General features: G+C 73.4%; 14 protein-coding genes. 6 read left to right on the forward strand and 8 right to left on the reverse strand.

What is annotated here, in order from left to right; all coding sequences use genetic code 11:
- Positions 1-42: 42 nt before the first annotated feature.
- From ACO4JP_RS00725 to ACO4JP_RS00735, 3 genes are all read left to right on the forward strand, one after another.
- Entirely contained in the window at positions 43-651 is a 609-nt protein-coding gene (locus ACO4JP_RS00725; RefSeq protein ID WP_425955494.1) for a DNA-3-methyladenine glycosylase I, read from the forward strand.
- 49 nt (positions 652-700) lie between these two features.
- A complete protein-coding gene (locus ACO4JP_RS00730) occupies positions 701-1,570 on the forward strand; it encodes an LLM class F420-dependent oxidoreductase (RefSeq protein ID WP_425955495.1) in 870 nt (289 codons plus the stop codon).
- Positions 1,571-1,643: 73 nt separating this feature from the next.
- The gene (locus ACO4JP_RS00735; protein ID WP_425955496.1) at positions 1,644-2,789 is read left to right on the forward strand and encodes an App1 family protein; all 1,146 of its coding nucleotides are present in this window, start codon (positions 1,644-1,646) and stop codon (positions 2,787-2,789) included.
- Between the two features lie 27 nt (positions 2,790-2,816).
- On the opposite strand, the gene ACO4JP_RS00740 is transcribed toward ACO4JP_RS00735, so the two are convergent.
- Together ACO4JP_RS00740 and ACO4JP_RS00745 are read right to left on the reverse strand one after the other, a co-directional pair.
- Entirely contained in the window at positions 2,817-3,467 is a 651-nt protein-coding gene (locus tag ACO4JP_RS00740; RefSeq protein ID WP_425955497.1) for a lysophospholipid acyltransferase family protein, read from the reverse strand.
- Between the two features lie 70 nt (positions 3,468-3,537).
- Entirely contained in the window at positions 3,538-5,058 is a 1,521-nt protein-coding gene (locus ACO4JP_RS00745; protein ID WP_425955498.1) for an NYN domain-containing protein, read from the reverse strand.
- 185 nt (positions 5,059-5,243) lie between these two features.
- On the opposite strand from ACO4JP_RS00745, the gene ACO4JP_RS00750 reads away from it, so the two are divergent.
- Together ACO4JP_RS00750 and ACO4JP_RS00755 are read left to right on the forward strand one after the other, a co-directional pair.
- The gene (locus tag ACO4JP_RS00750; RefSeq protein WP_425955499.1) at positions 5,244-5,771 is read left to right on the forward strand and encodes a flavodoxin domain-containing protein; all 528 of its coding nucleotides are present in this window, start codon (positions 5,244-5,246) and stop codon (positions 5,769-5,771) included.
- Between the two features lie 316 nt (positions 5,772-6,087).
- On the forward strand, positions 6,088-7,131 hold the full coding sequence (locus tag ACO4JP_RS00755) for a methylenetetrahydrofolate reductase (protein ID WP_425955500.1): 1,044 nt from the start codon (positions 6,088-6,090) through the stop codon (positions 7,129-7,131).
- Between the two features lie 40 nt (positions 7,132-7,171).
- Here ACO4JP_RS00755 and ACO4JP_RS00760 read toward each other — a convergent pair whose 3' ends face one another.
- Positions 7,172-7,390 carry a hypothetical protein gene (locus ACO4JP_RS00760; protein ID WP_425955501.1) on the reverse strand — a complete coding sequence of 73 codons (219 nt, stop codon included), beginning with the start codon at positions 7,388-7,390 and terminating at the stop codon, positions 7,172-7,174.
- A 219-nt stretch (positions 7,391-7,609) separates the two neighbouring features.
- Between ACO4JP_RS00760 and ACO4JP_RS00765 the strand changes: the two genes are divergently transcribed.
- The gene (locus ACO4JP_RS00765; protein ID WP_425955502.1) at positions 7,610-9,016 is read left to right on the forward strand and encodes an MFS transporter; all 1,407 of its coding nucleotides are present in this window, start codon (positions 7,610-7,612) and stop codon (positions 9,014-9,016) included.
- A gap of 10 nt (positions 9,017-9,026) precedes the next feature.
- On the opposite strand, the gene ACO4JP_RS00770 is transcribed toward ACO4JP_RS00765, so the two are convergent.
- The 5 genes from ACO4JP_RS00770 to gcvP all read right to left on the reverse strand — a co-directional run bounded on the left by ACO4JP_RS00770 (position 9,027) and on the right by gcvP (position 14,825).
- Complete coding sequence (locus ACO4JP_RS00770; RefSeq protein ID WP_425955503.1) at positions 9,027-9,539, reverse strand: (deoxy)nucleoside triphosphate pyrophosphohydrolase; 513 nt, start codon at positions 9,537-9,539, stop codon at positions 9,027-9,029.
- Between the two features lie 149 nt (positions 9,540-9,688).
- Positions 9,689-9,931 (reverse strand): LuxR C-terminal-related transcriptional regulator, encoded by a 243-nt coding sequence (locus ACO4JP_RS00775; RefSeq protein WP_425957025.1) that lies wholly within the window; start codon positions 9,929-9,931, stop codon positions 9,689-9,691.
- 224 nt (positions 9,932-10,155) lie between these two features.
- Complete coding sequence (gene gcvH, locus ACO4JP_RS00780) at positions 10,156-10,524, reverse strand: glycine cleavage system protein GcvH (RefSeq protein ID WP_425955504.1); 369 nt, start codon at positions 10,522-10,524, stop codon at positions 10,156-10,158.
- Positions 10,525-10,592: 68 nt separating this feature from the next.
- Positions 10,593-11,750 (reverse strand): glycine cleavage system aminomethyltransferase GcvT, encoded by a 1,158-nt coding sequence (gcvT, locus tag ACO4JP_RS00785; protein WP_425955505.1) that lies wholly within the window; start codon positions 11,748-11,750, stop codon positions 10,593-10,595.
- Positions 11,751-11,762: 12 nt separating this feature from the next.
- The gene (gene gcvP / locus ACO4JP_RS00790) at positions 11,763-14,825 is read right to left on the reverse strand and encodes an aminomethyl-transferring glycine dehydrogenase (protein ID WP_425955506.1); all 3,063 of its coding nucleotides are present in this window, start codon (positions 14,823-14,825) and stop codon (positions 11,763-11,765) included.
- Positions 14,826-14,862 lie beyond the last annotated feature (37 nt).

A 14,862-nucleotide genomic window follows, 5' to 3' on the forward strand; every position in this document is an offset into this window, starting at 1 on the left:
CCGGGCGTCGCCGTGTGGGCGGGAAGGGGCACGCTTGAGGGCATGACGACGGCGACGACCGAGCCCCCTGCGACGCCCAGCGGCCCCGCGGCTGCCCGCTGCTTCGGCGACGGGGTCCCGCTGTACGAGGCGTACCACGACACCGAGTGGGGCGTCCCGGTGCACGGCGAGGCCGCCCTGTTGGAGCGCATCGCCCTCGAGGGGTTCCAGTCGGGCCTGTCGTGGCTCACCGTGCTGCGGAAGCGTGACGCGTTCCGCGAGGTGTTCCACGGGTTCGAGCCGTCGGCGGTGGCCGCGATGGGCGAGCCCGACGTGGAGCGGCTGCTCGGCGACGCCCGCATCATCCGCAACCGCCTCAAGATCGAGGCCACGATCGCGAACGCCCGCGCCGTGCTCGCGCTGTACGACGACGGCCGCACGCTCGACGACCTGTTCTGGTCGTTCGCGCCCGTGCCCCGCGCGGCCAACCCGGCGTCGTTCGAGGAGGTGGGCTCGATGTCGGTGGAGTCCGTGGCGATGGCGAAGGCGCTGAAGAAGCTCGGCTTCCGCTTCTTCGGCCCGACGACGGCGTACGCGGCGATGCAGGCGTGCGGGCTCGTGGACGACCACCTGGCGACCTGCCCCGTGGTGCTGGCGCGGGCGGCCGCCTGACGAGGGCTCGTCCTGCGAGCGCGACCGCATCGGGAGCATGATGCGAGTCATGAAGCTCGGAGCACACCTGATGCGATTTGACTCGGTCGAGCCCGCTGCCCTGCGGAAAGAGCTCGGGGACACCGCCGCGTACGCCGAGGAGGCCGGCCTCAGCTGGCTGTCGGTGATGGACCACTACTGGCAGATGATGCGCGCCGGCTTCCCGGCGTCGGACCCGATGCTGGAGGCCTACACGACGCTCGGCTACCTGGCCGGCCGCACCGAGACCGTGCAGCTCGGCACGCTGGTCACCGGTGTGACCTACCGCCACCCGGGTCTGCTCGCGAAGATCGTCGCCACCCTGGACGTCCTGTCGGGCGGGCGGGCGACCTTCGGCATCGGCGCCGCCTGGTACGAGGAGGAGCACGCGGGGCTCGGAGTCCCGTTCCCGCCGCTCAGCGAGCGGTTCGAGCGGCTCGAGGAGGCGGTCCAGATCGCCCGCCAGATGTACTCCGACGACGACGGCCCGTTCGAGGGCAGGCACTACCGCCTCGCCGAGACGCTCAACCGGCCCCAGCCGCTGAGCAGGCCCGAGATCATGATCGGCGGATCGGGCGAGAAGAAGACGCTGCGGCTCGTCGCGCAGTACGCCGACGCGTGCAACCTGTTCGCCGCCGCGCCCGACGACGTGCGCCACAAGCTCGACGTCCTCAAGGCGCACTGCGACGACGTCGGCCGGGACTTCGCCGAGATCCGCGTGACCACGCTGTACGGCGCCGACAAGCTGCTCGCCGGCGACGTCGACGGCTTCGTCGAGGACCTCAGGCCGTTCGCCGCGCTCGGCGTCGACACGATGATCCTCCGCCCGCCGACCACCTCGCTCGCGGCATGGGTCCGCGACACGGTCGCCCCGGCGGTGCCGCGGGTCGCAGAGCTGTAGGGCGACCGTCGATCCGGGTCACGACCGGCGCTTCGCCGAGCGACCGTCGTCGTGCGGATGCCAGGGTGGGTCCGTGACCGAACGCCCGAGCCCTGGGGCTCCGACCTCCCCTGATCCTGGAGGCGAGGGTCCGCGCGTCCACCTTGCCGCCCTGGTCGAGGACCGCGTCGTCGCAGCCGTCGGAGCCCTGCTGCGCGGCGCGGCGGGCTGGCTCCCCCGGGTCGAGCCGTACACCGGGTTCGGCACGCCGCGCCGCGTCCGCGTGCTCGGCAGGGTGCTGCTCTCGCCGCGCGAGCTCGGGCGCGGCGCCCCCCGGCCGGTGCAGCGCGGGTTCCGCAGCTTCCTGACGCTCCCCTCGCCCGGGCATCGCGTCATCGTGACGGTCGGCAAGGCCGTCGTCGACGCCGTCGCGGACCGGGCCGGGTACATCGACATCGAGGTCGAGCTGCCGCCCGACGCTCCGCTGCGGCCGGGCTGGCAGCGCGCGACGCTGCGCACCACCAGCGCCTACGCCGCGGAGGTGCACGCGGGCCTCGTCGTCATCGGCGACGACGTGCAGGTCGGCGTCATCAGCGACATCGACGACACCGCGATGGTCACCGCGGTACCGACCCTGCTGGTGGCCGCGTGGAACATGCTCTGGGTCCGGACGGCCACCCGCCGTGCGGTGCGTGGGATGGCGGGGCTCTACGGGCGGATCGCGAAGGCGAACCCGGACGCGCCGTTCGTGTACCTCTCGGCCGGGGCCTGGAACACCGCCCGCACGCTGCGTCGGTTCCTCGCACTGCACGGCTACCCGGCCGGGCCGCTGCTGCTCACCGACTTCGGCCCCACGCGCACCGGGTGGTTCCGCAGCGGACGCGAGCACAAGACGACGTCGCTCGAGCGCCTGTTCGCGACGTTCCCCCACGTCCGCTGGGTGCTCGTCGGCGACGACGGGCAGCAGGACCCGGAGATCTACTCGGACGCGGCGCGGTCCCACCCGGACACCGTCGTGGCGATCGGGATCCGGACGATGAGCCGCGCCGAACGGGTAATCGCGACCGCCGGCGCGGCGAAGGACGGGCGGGCGACCGGGACGACGCCGTCGGCCGGGGGCGGCACCGAGCCCGCCGCCGCGCCGGGCGACGTCGACGTGCCCTTCGTCGTGGGCCGCGACGGCGATGCGCTGGCCGCAGGGCTCGACGCGGTACCAGGGCTGCTGGCGCCGCGCGAGTGACGCCGCGCGACGCGACGCCGCGGGGCGTCAGCGCGCGGCAAGCTCCTGCCCGCTCATGCGGTGGATCGACGCCATGACCTGGTCGGTGAGCTCGCGCCGGGCCTGCGCCGGCTTGACGCCGGCCGTGATCTGCCGCGACGGGTCGATCGGCGCGCCGAACTGCACCCGCACCCCGCGGAACGGCCGCGGCAGGCGCTGGCCCACCGGCTGCACCTTGTCGGTGCCGATCAGCGCGACCGGCACCACCGGGGCGTGCCCCGCGAGCGCGAGCCAGGCGACGCCGGTGTGACCCGGGTGCAGCTTGCCGTCGCGCGAGCGCGTGCCCTCCGGGTAGATGCCGAACGCTCCCCCGCGCTGCAGCACCTCGAGCGCGTCCTCGAGCGAGCGCTGGCCGGCCCGGGGGTCCTCGCGGTCGACCGGGATGTTCCCCATCGTGGTGAAGAACCAGCGCGACACGCGGCCCTTGATGCCGCGGCCCGTGAAGTACTCCGCCTTGGCGATGAACGTGACGTGCCGCGGCACCACCAGCGGGATCAGGATCGAGTCGATGAACGACAGGTGGTTGCTGGCAAGGATCACCGGCCCGCGACGTGGCAGGTTGTGCAGCCCGACCACCTGGGGACGCAGCGTCACATACACCACAAGTGACAGGATCAGGCGGAACAGGCGATAGGTCACCGGGTCATTCTGCCCTGGCTCTCCGAAGCCGTTCGACGACGTCGCTGCGCGCGGAACGCGCCAGCAGCGCTCATGCGGCCGCCACGAGGTAGTCGTCCGCGGCGTCGTCCCAGGTCAGCACGACGGCGCCGGCCGCCTCCGCAGCGCGGCAGAACTGCAGGAACCCGCGGAAACCCAGCGCCTTCTCCGAGAAGTCGGGCCGGCGCTTGCGCAGCCTGTTCTTCAGCCCGGAGAGCGGCACGGGCGCTCCGGCCTCCTCGACCACGTCGCGGACGAGCGCGAAGGTCTGGTCGCTGCTGCCCTGCTCAGGGAGCGAGACCTCCGGGTCGCCCGCGGCCGGCCCGCCGGTGAGCTCGAGGAACCCGCGGTCCGCGAGGAACCGCAGGAACTCACCGAACGTCCGGAACCCGTAGTCCGCTTCGGAGAACGTCGGGTCCTTGCGCAGCAGGGTCCGCTTGAGCATCGACGCCGTCACCGCACCGCTCGTCGACGCGGCCAGGTCGGCGAGGGTCTGGGCGACCTGCACCTCCATGCTCGGCGCCTCGGCGGTGTCGTCCTGGTGGTCGTCGTGCGCCTCGTCGTGCGCGGCGTCGGGTGCCACCAGGGCCTCGGCCGGCACGTTCGGCGCCTCCACCGGCGCTGCCGGCTCAACCGCGGGCGCGGGGGTCTCCTGCCGGGCGCCCCTGGTCCCGCGGCGGCGCGTACCCGTGGCGGACGCCGTCGCGCCCGCGGCCTCGCTGCCGGCCGGGGTGTCCGCTGCGGAGGTCCGGCCGTCGGCCGTCGCGCCGCTCGTCGCGCGCTCGTCCGCGTCGCCGGCGGCCGTGGCCGCTTCCGAGGCAGCCTTGCCCGCCGTGGCTCCCGCCTCAGCACCCTCCGCCGGCGCCGGCGCCGTGGCCTTGCGCCGGCCGCGCCCCTTCGTCGTCGTCGCCTCGCCCGCAGGCGCCGCGGCGCCCGCACCCGCTCCGTTCGGCGCAGCCGTCCCGGCGGCGGCCGCACCCTGGAGCGCCTCGGCCACCGCGTCGCTCGCCCGCGTCGACCGCTTGCGCCCGCGGTCGGCCTGGCTCCCCCGCCCGGAGCGCGCCGTGCGCGACGGCGGTTCGTCGGTGTCGGGGACGTCGACGCCTTCGAGGCGGTCGTAGAAGAGGAACTCGTCGCACGCGGCGGGCAGCAGTCGCGACGTCGACTTCTCCACGCCAACGCCGATGACGCGCTTGTTCAGCTCACGCAGCTTGTGGACGAGCGGCGAGAAGTCCGAGTCGCCCGTACACATCACGAAGGTGGAGATGTACTCACGCTCGAACGCCATCTCGATGGCGTCGACGACCATCTTGATGTCGGCGGCGTTCTTGCGGGACGCGCCCATGCGCTGGGTCATCTCGATGAGCTCGACCTGGTGCCGGGTGAGCGCGCGCCGGTCCTCGTCGAAGTACGACCAGTCGGCGTAGGCCCGCCGCACCACGACGCGGCCACGCACGGCGAGCGCGTCGGCGATCGGGCCGAAGTCGAACTGCATCCCTCCCAGGTGCTCGCGCGCACCGAGCGCCAGGTTCTCGTAGTCGATGAAGACGGCCAGGCGTTCCTCGGTATCCATGCACGCCACGGTACGTGCCGTAGCCGCCCGGCGTGTCACTCGGGCGCTCGCCCCGCCGGCGGGACCTTGGACCCGCCGTCACGGGCCCCGCGCCCGTTCCTTCCCGCCAGCCGGCGCGGCACCCTGGCAGCAGGCCACCAGACGCCGCCCGACGACGGGCGCGCCCAGCCGAGGGGAGCAGGACGATGACCGACCTCAGCACGCCGACGACGGTGCTCGTCGTGTTCGGCAGCACGCGCGGCGGCACCGCGGGCATCGCGGAGACGATCGCGACGACGCTGCGCGCCGAGGGCATGGAGGCCGACCTGCGCAACGCCGGCAAGACGACGTCCGCCGAGGGCTACGACGCTGTGGTCCTCGGCGGTGCGATCTACATGGGCCGCTGGCACCACGACGCACGGGCGTTCGCGCACCGGCATGCGGCGGTGCTGCGGCACCGGCCGTTGTGGCTGTTCAGCAGCGGCCCGCTCGACGACACCGCCGACAGCCACGACCTGCCGACCGTCCGCCAGTGCGGCCAGATCGCCGCGAGCCTGCACGCCGTCGAGCACCGTACGTTCGGCGGGCGCCTGACAGAGCACCCGCAGGGTGCCGTCGCCAAGGCCATGGCTCGCACGCACAGCGGCGACTACCGCAACACGGACCTCATCGCAGCCTGGGCCCACGAGATCGCTGCCACCCTCCGCCGGTCCCCCACCTCCCTTTTGGCGTAGCACCTACTGCCGTTCTCAGCGCCAGAACGCGAGCACCTACGACGTCGAAAGGGAGGGCGCTCGCCCGCGCGGCCCGGACGCGTCTTGGATCGCGGGCAGATCCTGCCCGCCCTGCGGGATTCGGGCTAGGATCGTCGGCACCACCGGGGAGCAGCGCAGACGCGCCGCGGCGCACGCCCAGCGACTGCCGATCGCTCCCCCACCGACGGAAGCCTCCCGAGGAACCAAGGTGCTGTGCGAGTCTCGGACTGCACGGCGAAGCGTTCAGTCTCCTGGGGTGTGATCACGCCAGGTTCGAGTGGTTCGAGGAGCGACCGTGGTCGACGAGGCACACCCGCCGCACACCGGCACCCCCGCCGCCGAGAGGCGAGCCGTCCACCGTCCGACGGTGTCGTTCGAGCTCATGCCCCCGCGGCGCCCCGACGCTGCGCCCAACTTCTGGGAGACGGCGCGCCGCCTCGTCGCGGTCCACCCCGACTTCGTCTCCGTGACCTACGGCGCGGGCGGCGGCGACCGCGCGACGGCGCACCGGGTCGTCTCGACCCTGCTCGCCGGCACGCCCGTTCTCCCCGTCGCCCACCTGACCTGCGTCGGAGCGTCGCGCGAGGACGTCTCCGAGGTCATCGGCGACTTCCTCGAGGCCGGCGTCCGGGCCTTCCTCGCGCTGCGGGGCGACCCGCCGAAGGACCAGCCGGACTGGCGACCGCCCGCGGACGGCGTGCACTCGAGCATCGAGCTCGTCCGCCTGCTGCGCGAGGTCGAGGCGTCGCGCGCCGCCGCCGACCCCAGCTCGGCGCTGCGCGGCGCTGCGCACCCGCTGTCGGTCGCCGTCGCGACGTTCCCGAACGGCAACCCCGGCGCGGGCACCACGCGGGCTCAGGAGGTGCAGCGCCTCCTGGAGAAGCAGGACGCCGGCGCGAGCTTCGCGATCACCCAGCTGTTCTACGAGGCGTCGTCGTACATCGAGTTCGTCTCGGACGCCCGCGCCGCGGGCGTCACGATCCCCATCCTCGCGGGGCTGCTCCCGGCGACGGAGCCGCGCCGCCTGCGTCGCGTCGAGGAGCTCACGGGCGTCGCCGCGCCGTCAGGCCTCCTGGAGGCGCTCGACGCGCTCGACGACGCGGAGGCGCAGCACGCCTACGGCGTCGCGCGCTCCGTGGAGCTCGCGCAGGCGGTCCTCGACGCCGGGGCTCCCGGCCTGCACGTCTACACGTTCAACAAGCACCGGCCGGCGCTCGACCTCATCGACGGGGTCGGTCTCGTCCGGCGCGAACGGCCGGACGCGGCATCCGTGGGGCTGCCCGACGGCGGCGCCGCGGGCCTTGCCTCGGACGCCCCGGTCGGTGCGCGGCGCTCGTAGGGCACCGAGCCCCGCGGGCCTTGGCGAGGGGTGGAGCGCCTCAGCGCTCCGAGGCGCCCCGCATCGGCAGCCCGAACGCCAGCGCGACGGCGAGCAGACCGAGCGACCACCACAGCCACGGCACCGGGCCGCTGTCCGACGCGCCCGCGCCGAGCAGCACCAGGCCGCCGAGGAACAGCACGAACGACAGCAGCACACGCGCGGCGACGGCCGCCGTCGGCTCCTGCTTGACCCGCTTGGCAACCTGGAACTCACTCATGCCCACAACGTAGCGGCCCCTGCTGAGGGAGCGCTCGGCGCCGTCGGAACGTGAGATGGCCGACGTCGGGCGAAAAGTGCTGGAGAAGCCCGCGCCGGCGCCCATAGAATCGTTTCGATCGCGGCAGCGCCCTCCGGGGCGGTCGCGCACCTCCCCGTCGAGCCTCGACCCCGAGCGCTCGGTCCGCTCGTGCCGTCAGGTCCAGTCATGCGCTTCTCGATGCCTCCTGCCCCGCCGTCCACGAAGGCGCAGCTCCAGCGCGTCCGCTGGGCGCTCATCGCCATGTTCGGCCTGTTCGGCATCATGCAGACGAGCTGGATGGGTCGGCTGCCCTCGATCCGCGAGAGCCTCGACATCTCGGCCGGGAGCCTGGGCGCGGTCCTCGTGGCAGGCGCGGTCGGCTCGCTGATCGGCGTCACCGTGATCGGCCCCGTCATCGTGCGGTACGGCAGTGCGGTGACCCTCCGGATCGGCATGCTGGGCAACCTCGTCGGCTTCGCGCTGGTCGGGGTCGGCACCGCGCTCGGGTCGGTCGAGGTCTTCACCCTCGGCGTCCTGCTCAACGGCCTGGTCGGCCCCGCCACCAACGTGCCCATCAACCTCGAGGCCGCGCGCGTCGAGAAGCTGCTCGGCCGGGCCGTGCTCCCCCACGTGCACGCGGCGTTCTCCGTCGGCGCCCTCGTCGGCAGCGCGGTCGCCGCGACGACGTCGACCCTGCACGTGCACGTGGTCTGGCACATCGTCGGCGTCGCGGCGCTCGTCGCCGCGGGTCGTTCCGTCCTCATCGCGCCCGGCACGGAGCTTCAGGACGAGCCGTTGCACACGTCCGGGCGCTCGGCAACCAAGGCCTCCGCGCCCGGGGACGAGTCCGCCCGGCACGACGACGCCGGCCGCCGTCGTGCACCGCGGCGGCGCCGCACCGACGCCGGCAGCGCACTGCGGGCCTGGGCCGAGCCGCGCACGCTGCTCATCGGCCTGGTGCTGCTGGCCGCCACGATGTCGGAGGGCGCCGCCGCGAACTGGCTCAACCTCGCCGTGGTCGACGGGTTCGCGACGCGCGAGGCCGTCGGCGCGATGGCCTACGGCACGTTCGTCGTCTCGATGCTCACCGTGCGCCTGCTCGGGGCCGGGCTGATCGACAGGTTCGGGCGTGTGGCCGTGCTGCGCGTGTCGGGCGTGTCCGCGCTGCTCGGCCTGCTCGCGTTCGGGCTCGGGCCCAGTCTTCCGTTCGCCTGGGTCGGCATCGTGCTGTGGGGCGCCGGCGCCGCCATGGCCTACCCGGTCGGCACGGCGGCCGCCGCCGACGACCCGTCCAAGGCTGCCGCGCGTGTGTCCGTCGTCGGGTCCTTCGGGTCGATCGCATCGCTCTCGGCGCCGCCCGTCCTGGGCCTCCTCGCGGACGCCTGGGGCACCCGGCACGCCCTGCTCCTCATCACGCTCGCGATGGTGGTGAGCCTCGCGGCCGCGGGCCAGGTCCGGCAGGAGGCGGTGGAGCGACGCCACGGGAAGGACGCCACGGGGGCTACCGCCGGCACGCGCCCGGGCGACGAGTCTTCCCTCGAGGCGGACCTGACGGACGACGCGCGCGCGGACGCCGAGCACCAAACCGTCACCGTCGCCGGCTGAGCCCCGCGGACTACCGGGCCAGCATCGAGTCCAGCGCCGCGACGATCCGCACGTCGCCGTCGAGCCAGTCGACCGAGTACAGAGAAGCAGCGTCGAGCCACCGCAGGTAGTCGTGCTCGACGAGCGGCGCGGGGACCCCCCCGGTCACGCGCGCGAACCACAGGCGCATGACGTGCCGTTCGGTGATGATCCAGGCTCCGTCGTCGGGCCCGGTCAGCTCCGCTCCCAGGTCGACGACGACGCCCAGCTCTTCGCGCAGCTCGCGGTGCAGCGCCTCGACGGGCGTCTCTCCTGCGTCCACCTTGCCGCCCGGGAACTCCCAGCGTCCCGCGAGCTCGACCGGGCGGGAGCGGCGCGCGGCCAGGAGCTCGGACGGCGCGTCGACGTCGTCGACGATCACCGCGGCAACCACGAGCCGACGGGCGCCGACGGGAATCTCAGCATCGGCCTCGGATCCGAGCGTGGCCGACGCGGGGGTAGCCGCGAGACCCGCCGCCAGGTTCGGAGCTGGGTGGGGCGTCATGCACCGAGTCTGTCATCGCTGCATGACGCGTCGATGACGTCCCCGCGACGCTGCGGTGACGCGCCCCGGACAAACGGACGCCCGGCACTCTTCTGGTTGAGCGCCGGGCGTCTGACGGTGAGTGGGAACAGCAGCACTGCGGGTCGCGCTCAAGCGGCGTTGATGCCGGCGTGGCGAGCCCACGCGACCGCGTCGGCGCGCGTCGAGACGCCGATCTTGCGGTAGACGCTGCGCACCTGCGACTTCACGGTGTTCCGTGTGACGAACAGCTTGGTCGCGATCTGTTCGAGGGTGATGTCCTCGGTCAGGTTGGAAAGGACGACCTGCTCACGTCGCGTCAGCGGGTTCGCCGTGTAGACGGGCGCGGTGCGCTCCAGCTCGATGATGCTCATGTGCTCCTCCAGATGCAGCCGGCGGGCCTCGGGGGTGACCAACCTGCGATGTGCTGCTGTCAGATGAGAGCGGTGGAAGAGCGGATCATGACGCGGAACACGGATAATTTTTGTGCGATGTAGCACGGTGGGCTCTGACCTGCGCAGATGCACCGGCGTTTCATCCACTGCGGGCTTGCCTTCACCCGCTCCTCGTGGGTGAGGAGCGGGTGAAAGCTTCGGCGTCAGCCGGCGAGCTCCGCGTAGGCGGCGGCGTCGAGCAGCTCGCCCCGCTCGGTGACCTCGACCTTGAAGAGCCAGCCCGCCCCGAACGGGTCGGCGTTGACGACGCCCGGGTCGTCGATCGCTGCCTGGTTCACCTCGACGACGGTGCCGGTCACGGGCGAGTACAGCTCCGAGACCGACTTCGTGGACTCGATCTCCCCGACGACGGCGCCGGCCGCGATCTCTGCGCCCACCTCGGGCAGCTCCAGGTAGACGACGTCGCCGAGGGCGTCCGCCGCCAGGGACGTGATGCCGACGACGGCGGGCGACGACGCGTCGACCCACTCGTGCTCGCGCGAGTACTGCAGGTGCTCGGGGTAGCTGGCCATGGCCTCTCCTATGGGGGCTGGTCGGTAGCGCTGGAGCGCGGGGGACGCTGGGGTCGAGGGTACGGGGACTATGCCGTCGGACGGCGGTAGAACGGCAGCGGCACGACGACGAAGGGCTCCGCGCGCCCCCGCACGTCCACCGCGAGCTCGGTGCCCTCGCCCGAGAGCTCCGGCGTCACGTACGCCATCGCGATCGGGCAGCCGAGCGTCGGCGACGGCGCTGCGGAGGTCACGGTGCCCACCTTCGCCCCGCTGCGCGTGACGACGTCGTACCCGGCCCGCGCCGAGCGGCGGCCCTCGCCGCGCAGCCCGACGAGCACGCGAGCGGGCGGCGAGACCTTGCGCGCGGCGAGCGCCGTGCGGCCGACGAACTCGACCCGCTCCCCCGCTGCGTCCACCTTGTCGACGCGCACGACGCGGCCGAGCCCGGCCTCGTACGGGGTCGTCGTGGTGTCGAGCTCGTGGCCGTAGAGCGGCATGCCGGCCTCGAGCCGCAGCGAGTCGCGGGCCGCGAGCCCCGCCGGCACGAGGCCGTGCTCGGCGCCGGCCGCGAGGACGGCACGCCACAGCGCGACGGCGTCGGCGGAGTCGACGAACAGCTCGAAGCCGTCCTCGCCGGTGTACCCGGTGCGGGCCACGAGGCCCGCTACTCCCTCGCCCACCTGCAGCGTCACGGGCGTGGCCGCGTAGTACGGCAGCGACCGGACCGGCTCGACGTCTCCGGGCGCGATGAGCGACGCGACGATCTGCTCGGCGCGCGGGCCCTGGACCGCGAGCAGCGCCGTCGCCTCGGACCTGTCCGTCACGACGACGTCGAAGCCCTCGGCGCGCGCAGCCAGCTCGCCGGCCACGAGCGGGGCGTTGCCCGCGTTCGCGACCACGAGGAAATGCTCGTCGGCGAGCCGGTACACGATGAGGTCGTCGAGCACGGAACCGTCCTCGGCGCAGATCATCGAGTACTTCGCGCGCCCGACGGCGATGGCCGGGGCGCTGCCGACGAGCGCGTGGTCGAGCGCGGCGGCGGCGCCGGGGCCCTCGAGGTGGATCTCCCCCATGTGGGACAGGTCGAAGAGCCCGGCGGCCGCGCGCACCGCGCGGTGCTCGGCGAGGTCGGAGGTGTACCGCAGCGGCATCAGCCACCCTCCGAACCCGGTCATGGCGGCGCCCAGCGCGCGGTGCTCCCCGTCGAGGGGCGTGACCTTCTCGGCCATCAGGAATCTCTCCATCGGTGGTGGGGGTCAGGCGTAGGACTCGACCGGAGGGCAGCTGCAGATCAGCGTCCGGTCGCCGCGGGCCGCGTCGATCCGGCGGACCGGGGGCCAGTACTTGCCCGCCCGGAGCGACGGCGTCGGGAACGCGGCCAGCTCGCGGCCGTAGGCGTGCGTCCACTCGTCCGCCGTGACCGAGGCCGCCGTGTGCGGGGCGTTGCGGAGCGGGTTGTCGTCGGCCGGCCAGGTGCCTGCGCCGACGGCGTCGATCTCGCCCCGGATCGCGACCATCGCGTCGACGAACCGGTCGAGCTCCGCGAGGTCCTCGGACTCCGTCGGCTCGACCATCAGCGTGCCCGGCACCGGGAACGCGAGCGTCGGGGCGTGGAAGCCGTAGTCCATGAGGCGCTTGGCCACATCCTCCGCGGTGACCCCGGTCGCGGCGGTGAGAGGTCGCAGGTCGAGGATGCACTCGTGCGCGACCAGGCCGTTCGGGCCGGTGTACAGCGTGGGGAAGTGCGGGGCGAGCCGCTCCGCCACGTAGTTCGCGGTCAGGACGGCGGTCTTGGTCGCGTGGGTGAGACCGTCGGGGCCCATGAGGGCGACGTACGCGTAGGAGATCGGCAGGATGCCGGCCGACCCGTGCGGCGCGGCGCTCACGGGCGCGACCGCGGTGCCCGTGGTGTCCGCCGACGGCGTCGGGTCACCCGGGAGGAACGGCACCAGGTGTGCAGCCACCGCGACAGGGCCGACACCGGGGCCGCCGCCGCCGTGTGGGATGCAGAACGTCTTGTGGAGGTTCAGGTGCGAGACGTCGCCGCCCAGCTCGGCCGGGCGCGCCAGCCCGACCAGTGCGTTGAGGTTCGCACCGTCGATGTACACCTGGCCACCAGCGGCATGTACCGAGTCGCAGACCTCGCGGACGTGCTCCTCGTAGACGCCGTGCGTCGACGGGTACGTGATCATGATCGCGGCCACGCGATCGCCGTGGTCCGCCAGCTTGGCGTGCAGGTCGCCGGGCTGGATCTCGCCGTCCTCGGCGGTGGCCACGACGACGACGCGCAGCCCTGCCAGCGCGGCCGAGGCGGCGTTGGTGCCGTGGGCCGACGCCGGGATGAGCACGACGTCGCGGGCGTCGTCCCCGCGGGACCGGTGGTAGCCCTTGATCGCCAGCAGGCCCGCGAGCTCGCCCTGCGAGCCGGCGTTCGGCTGGACGGAGACGGCCGCGTAGCCCGTGATCTCGGCGAGCTGGGACTCGAGCGTCGAGATGAGCTCGGCGTAGCCCTGCGCCTGGTCAGCCGGGACGTACGGGTGCAGGTCGGCGAACTCCGGCCAGCTGATGGCCTCCATCTCCGCGGTCGCGTTGAGCTTCATGGTGCAGGAGCCGAGCGGGATCATCGTGCGGTCGAGCGCGAGGTCCTTGTCGCTCAGCGCGCGGAGGTAGCGCAGCATCGACGTCTCGGAGTGGTGCTTGTGGAAGATCGGGTGCTGCAGGTACGGCGTGGTGCGGCTGAGGGCGACGGTGAGGACGGAGACCGCGCGCGCGGCAGCGTTCACGGGCCCCAGGGGGCCCTCCACTTCGGGTTTGACTGCCGCGCGCGCGGTCTCCGTCCTCCCCGCCTCGTGCACCGTGTCGGCGTCTCCTGCGTTCGCTGCGGTCGCGAAGACGTTCAGGATCGCTTCGAGGTCTTCCGGCGTCGTCGTCTCGTCGCAGGCGATCTGTACGTGGTTGTCGTTCGGGTTGTACAGGTTGTACCCCGCGGCTGCTGCGGCGGTCACGACTGACGTGGCCCGGCCCGGGACCGTGACGCTCACCGTGTCGAAGAAGTGGGCGTGGTCGACCGTGAAGCCGGCGGTCTGCAGGGCGGTGGCCAGGGAGGATGCGCGGTGGTGGACTCGGTCCGCGATCGCCTTCAGGCCCTCGGGGCCGTGGTAGACGGCGTACATCGACGCGACGATCGCCAGAAGGGCCTGGGCGGTGCAGATGTTGCTCGTCGCCTTCTCGCGGCGGATGTGCTGCTCGCGGGTCGAGAGGGCGAGACGGTAGGCGGTGGCGCCGTCGGCGTCGACCGAGACGCCGACGAGACGGCCCGGAAGCTGCCGCTCGAGGCCCTTGCGGACGGCGATGTACGCGGCGTGCGGGCCGCCGTAGAAGAGCGGGACGCCGAACCGCTGGGCGGAGCCGACGGCGACGTCGGCGCCGAGCTCGCCGGGGGAGACCAGGAGCGTCAGCGCGAGCGGGTCGGTCGCCATCGTGACCAGCGCGCGGCGCTCCTTCGCCTCGGCGACGACATCCCGCGCGTCGAGGACCCGGCCCGACGCCCCGGTCTGCGCCACGACGACGCCGACCAGGTCGGCGTCGGGCAGCGTGCCGCCCGCTTCCGTGAAGGCCTCGAGCCCGGCAGCCAGACCGCCGTCGAGCCCGGTGACCACGACGGGCAGGCCGATCGCCTCGGCGCGGCCCTCGGTGACGGCGAGCGTCTGCGGGAAGAGCTCGGCGTCGAGCACCACGAAGCCCGTGGTGGCCTTCGACGCGCGCCACATGAGCGCGACGGCCTCGGCGACGGCGGTGGCCTCGTCGAGCAGCGACGCCCCGGCCACCTGGAGACCCGTGAGGTCCTCGACCACCTGCTGGAAGTTGAGGAGCGCCTCGAGACGGCCCTGGCTGATCTCCGGCTGGTACGGCGTGTAGGCGGTGTACCAGGCGGGGGACTCCAGCACGTTGCGGCGGATCACCGCGGGGGTGTGCGTGCCGTAGTAGCCGAGGCCGATCATCTGGCGCTTGACCTGGTTCTTCGCGGCGAGCCCGCGCAGCTGGGCCAGCACCTCCGGCTCGGTGCGGGCCGCGGGCAGGTCGAGCGGCCGCTGCGTGCGGATCGTCGCGGGCACGGCGGCGTCGACCAGGGCGTCGAGCGACGGGTAGCCGAGGACGTCGAGCATCGCGCGCACCTGCGCGCTCCCGTCGGAGCCCGGGCCGACGTGCCGGTCGGCGAACAGGTCGGGGTCCACGCCCGGGGAGGCGGCCGTGGCGGTCCCAGCGACGGGTGCGGTCGCGGGGGTCGCGGGGGAGATGCTGGGGGAATGGCTGGTCACGGGGCGCTCCGGTCGTGAGGCGTCGGGGGACTGCTGC

It is taken from the genome of Xylanimonas sp. McL0601 (assembly GCF_049852175.1).
GTDB lineage: Bacteria > Actinomycetota > Actinomycetes > Actinomycetales > Cellulomonadaceae > Xylanimonas.

What these genes read in the sequence shown, in the direction of transcription:
- ACO4JP_RS00750 (WP_425955499.1), top strand. Translation starts at nt 5,244, where the DNA reads ATGACCGACCTCAGCACGCCGACGACGGTGCTCGTCGTGTTCGGCAGC.
- ACO4JP_RS00730 (WP_425955495.1), top strand. Translation starts at nt 701, where the DNA reads ATGAAGCTCGGAGCACACCTGATGCGATTTGACTCGGTCGAGCCCGCT.
- ACO4JP_RS00765 (WP_425955502.1), top strand. Translation starts at nt 7,610, where the DNA reads ATGCCTCCTGCCCCGCCGTCCACGAAGGCGCAGCTCCAGCGCGTCCGC.
- gcvT (WP_425955505.1), bottom strand. Translation starts at nt 11,750, where the DNA reads ATGGAGAGATTCCTGATGGCCGAGAAGGTCACGCCCCTCGACGGGGAG.
- gcvH (WP_425955504.1), bottom strand. Translation starts at nt 10,524, where the DNA reads ATGGCCAGCTACCCCGAGCACCTGCAGTACTCGCGCGAGCACGAGTGG.
- ACO4JP_RS00745 (WP_425955498.1), bottom strand. Translation starts at nt 5,058, where the DNA reads ATGGATACCGAGGAACGCCTGGCCGTCTTCATCGACTACGAGAACCTG.
- ACO4JP_RS00770 (WP_425955503.1), bottom strand. Translation starts at nt 9,539, where the DNA reads ATGACGCCCCACCCAGCTCCGAACCTGGCGGCGGGTCTCGCGGCTACC.
- ACO4JP_RS00760 (WP_425955501.1), bottom strand. Translation starts at nt 7,390, where the DNA reads ATGAGTGAGTTCCAGGTTGCCAAGCGGGTCAAGCAGGAGCCGACGGCG.
- ACO4JP_RS00775 (WP_425957025.1), bottom strand. Translation starts at nt 9,931, where the DNA reads ATGAGCATCATCGAGCTGGAGCGCACCGCGCCCGTCTACACGGCGAAC.
- ACO4JP_RS00725 (WP_425955494.1), top strand. Translation starts at nt 43, where the DNA reads ATGACGACGGCGACGACCGAGCCCCCTGCGACGCCCAGCGGCCCCGCG.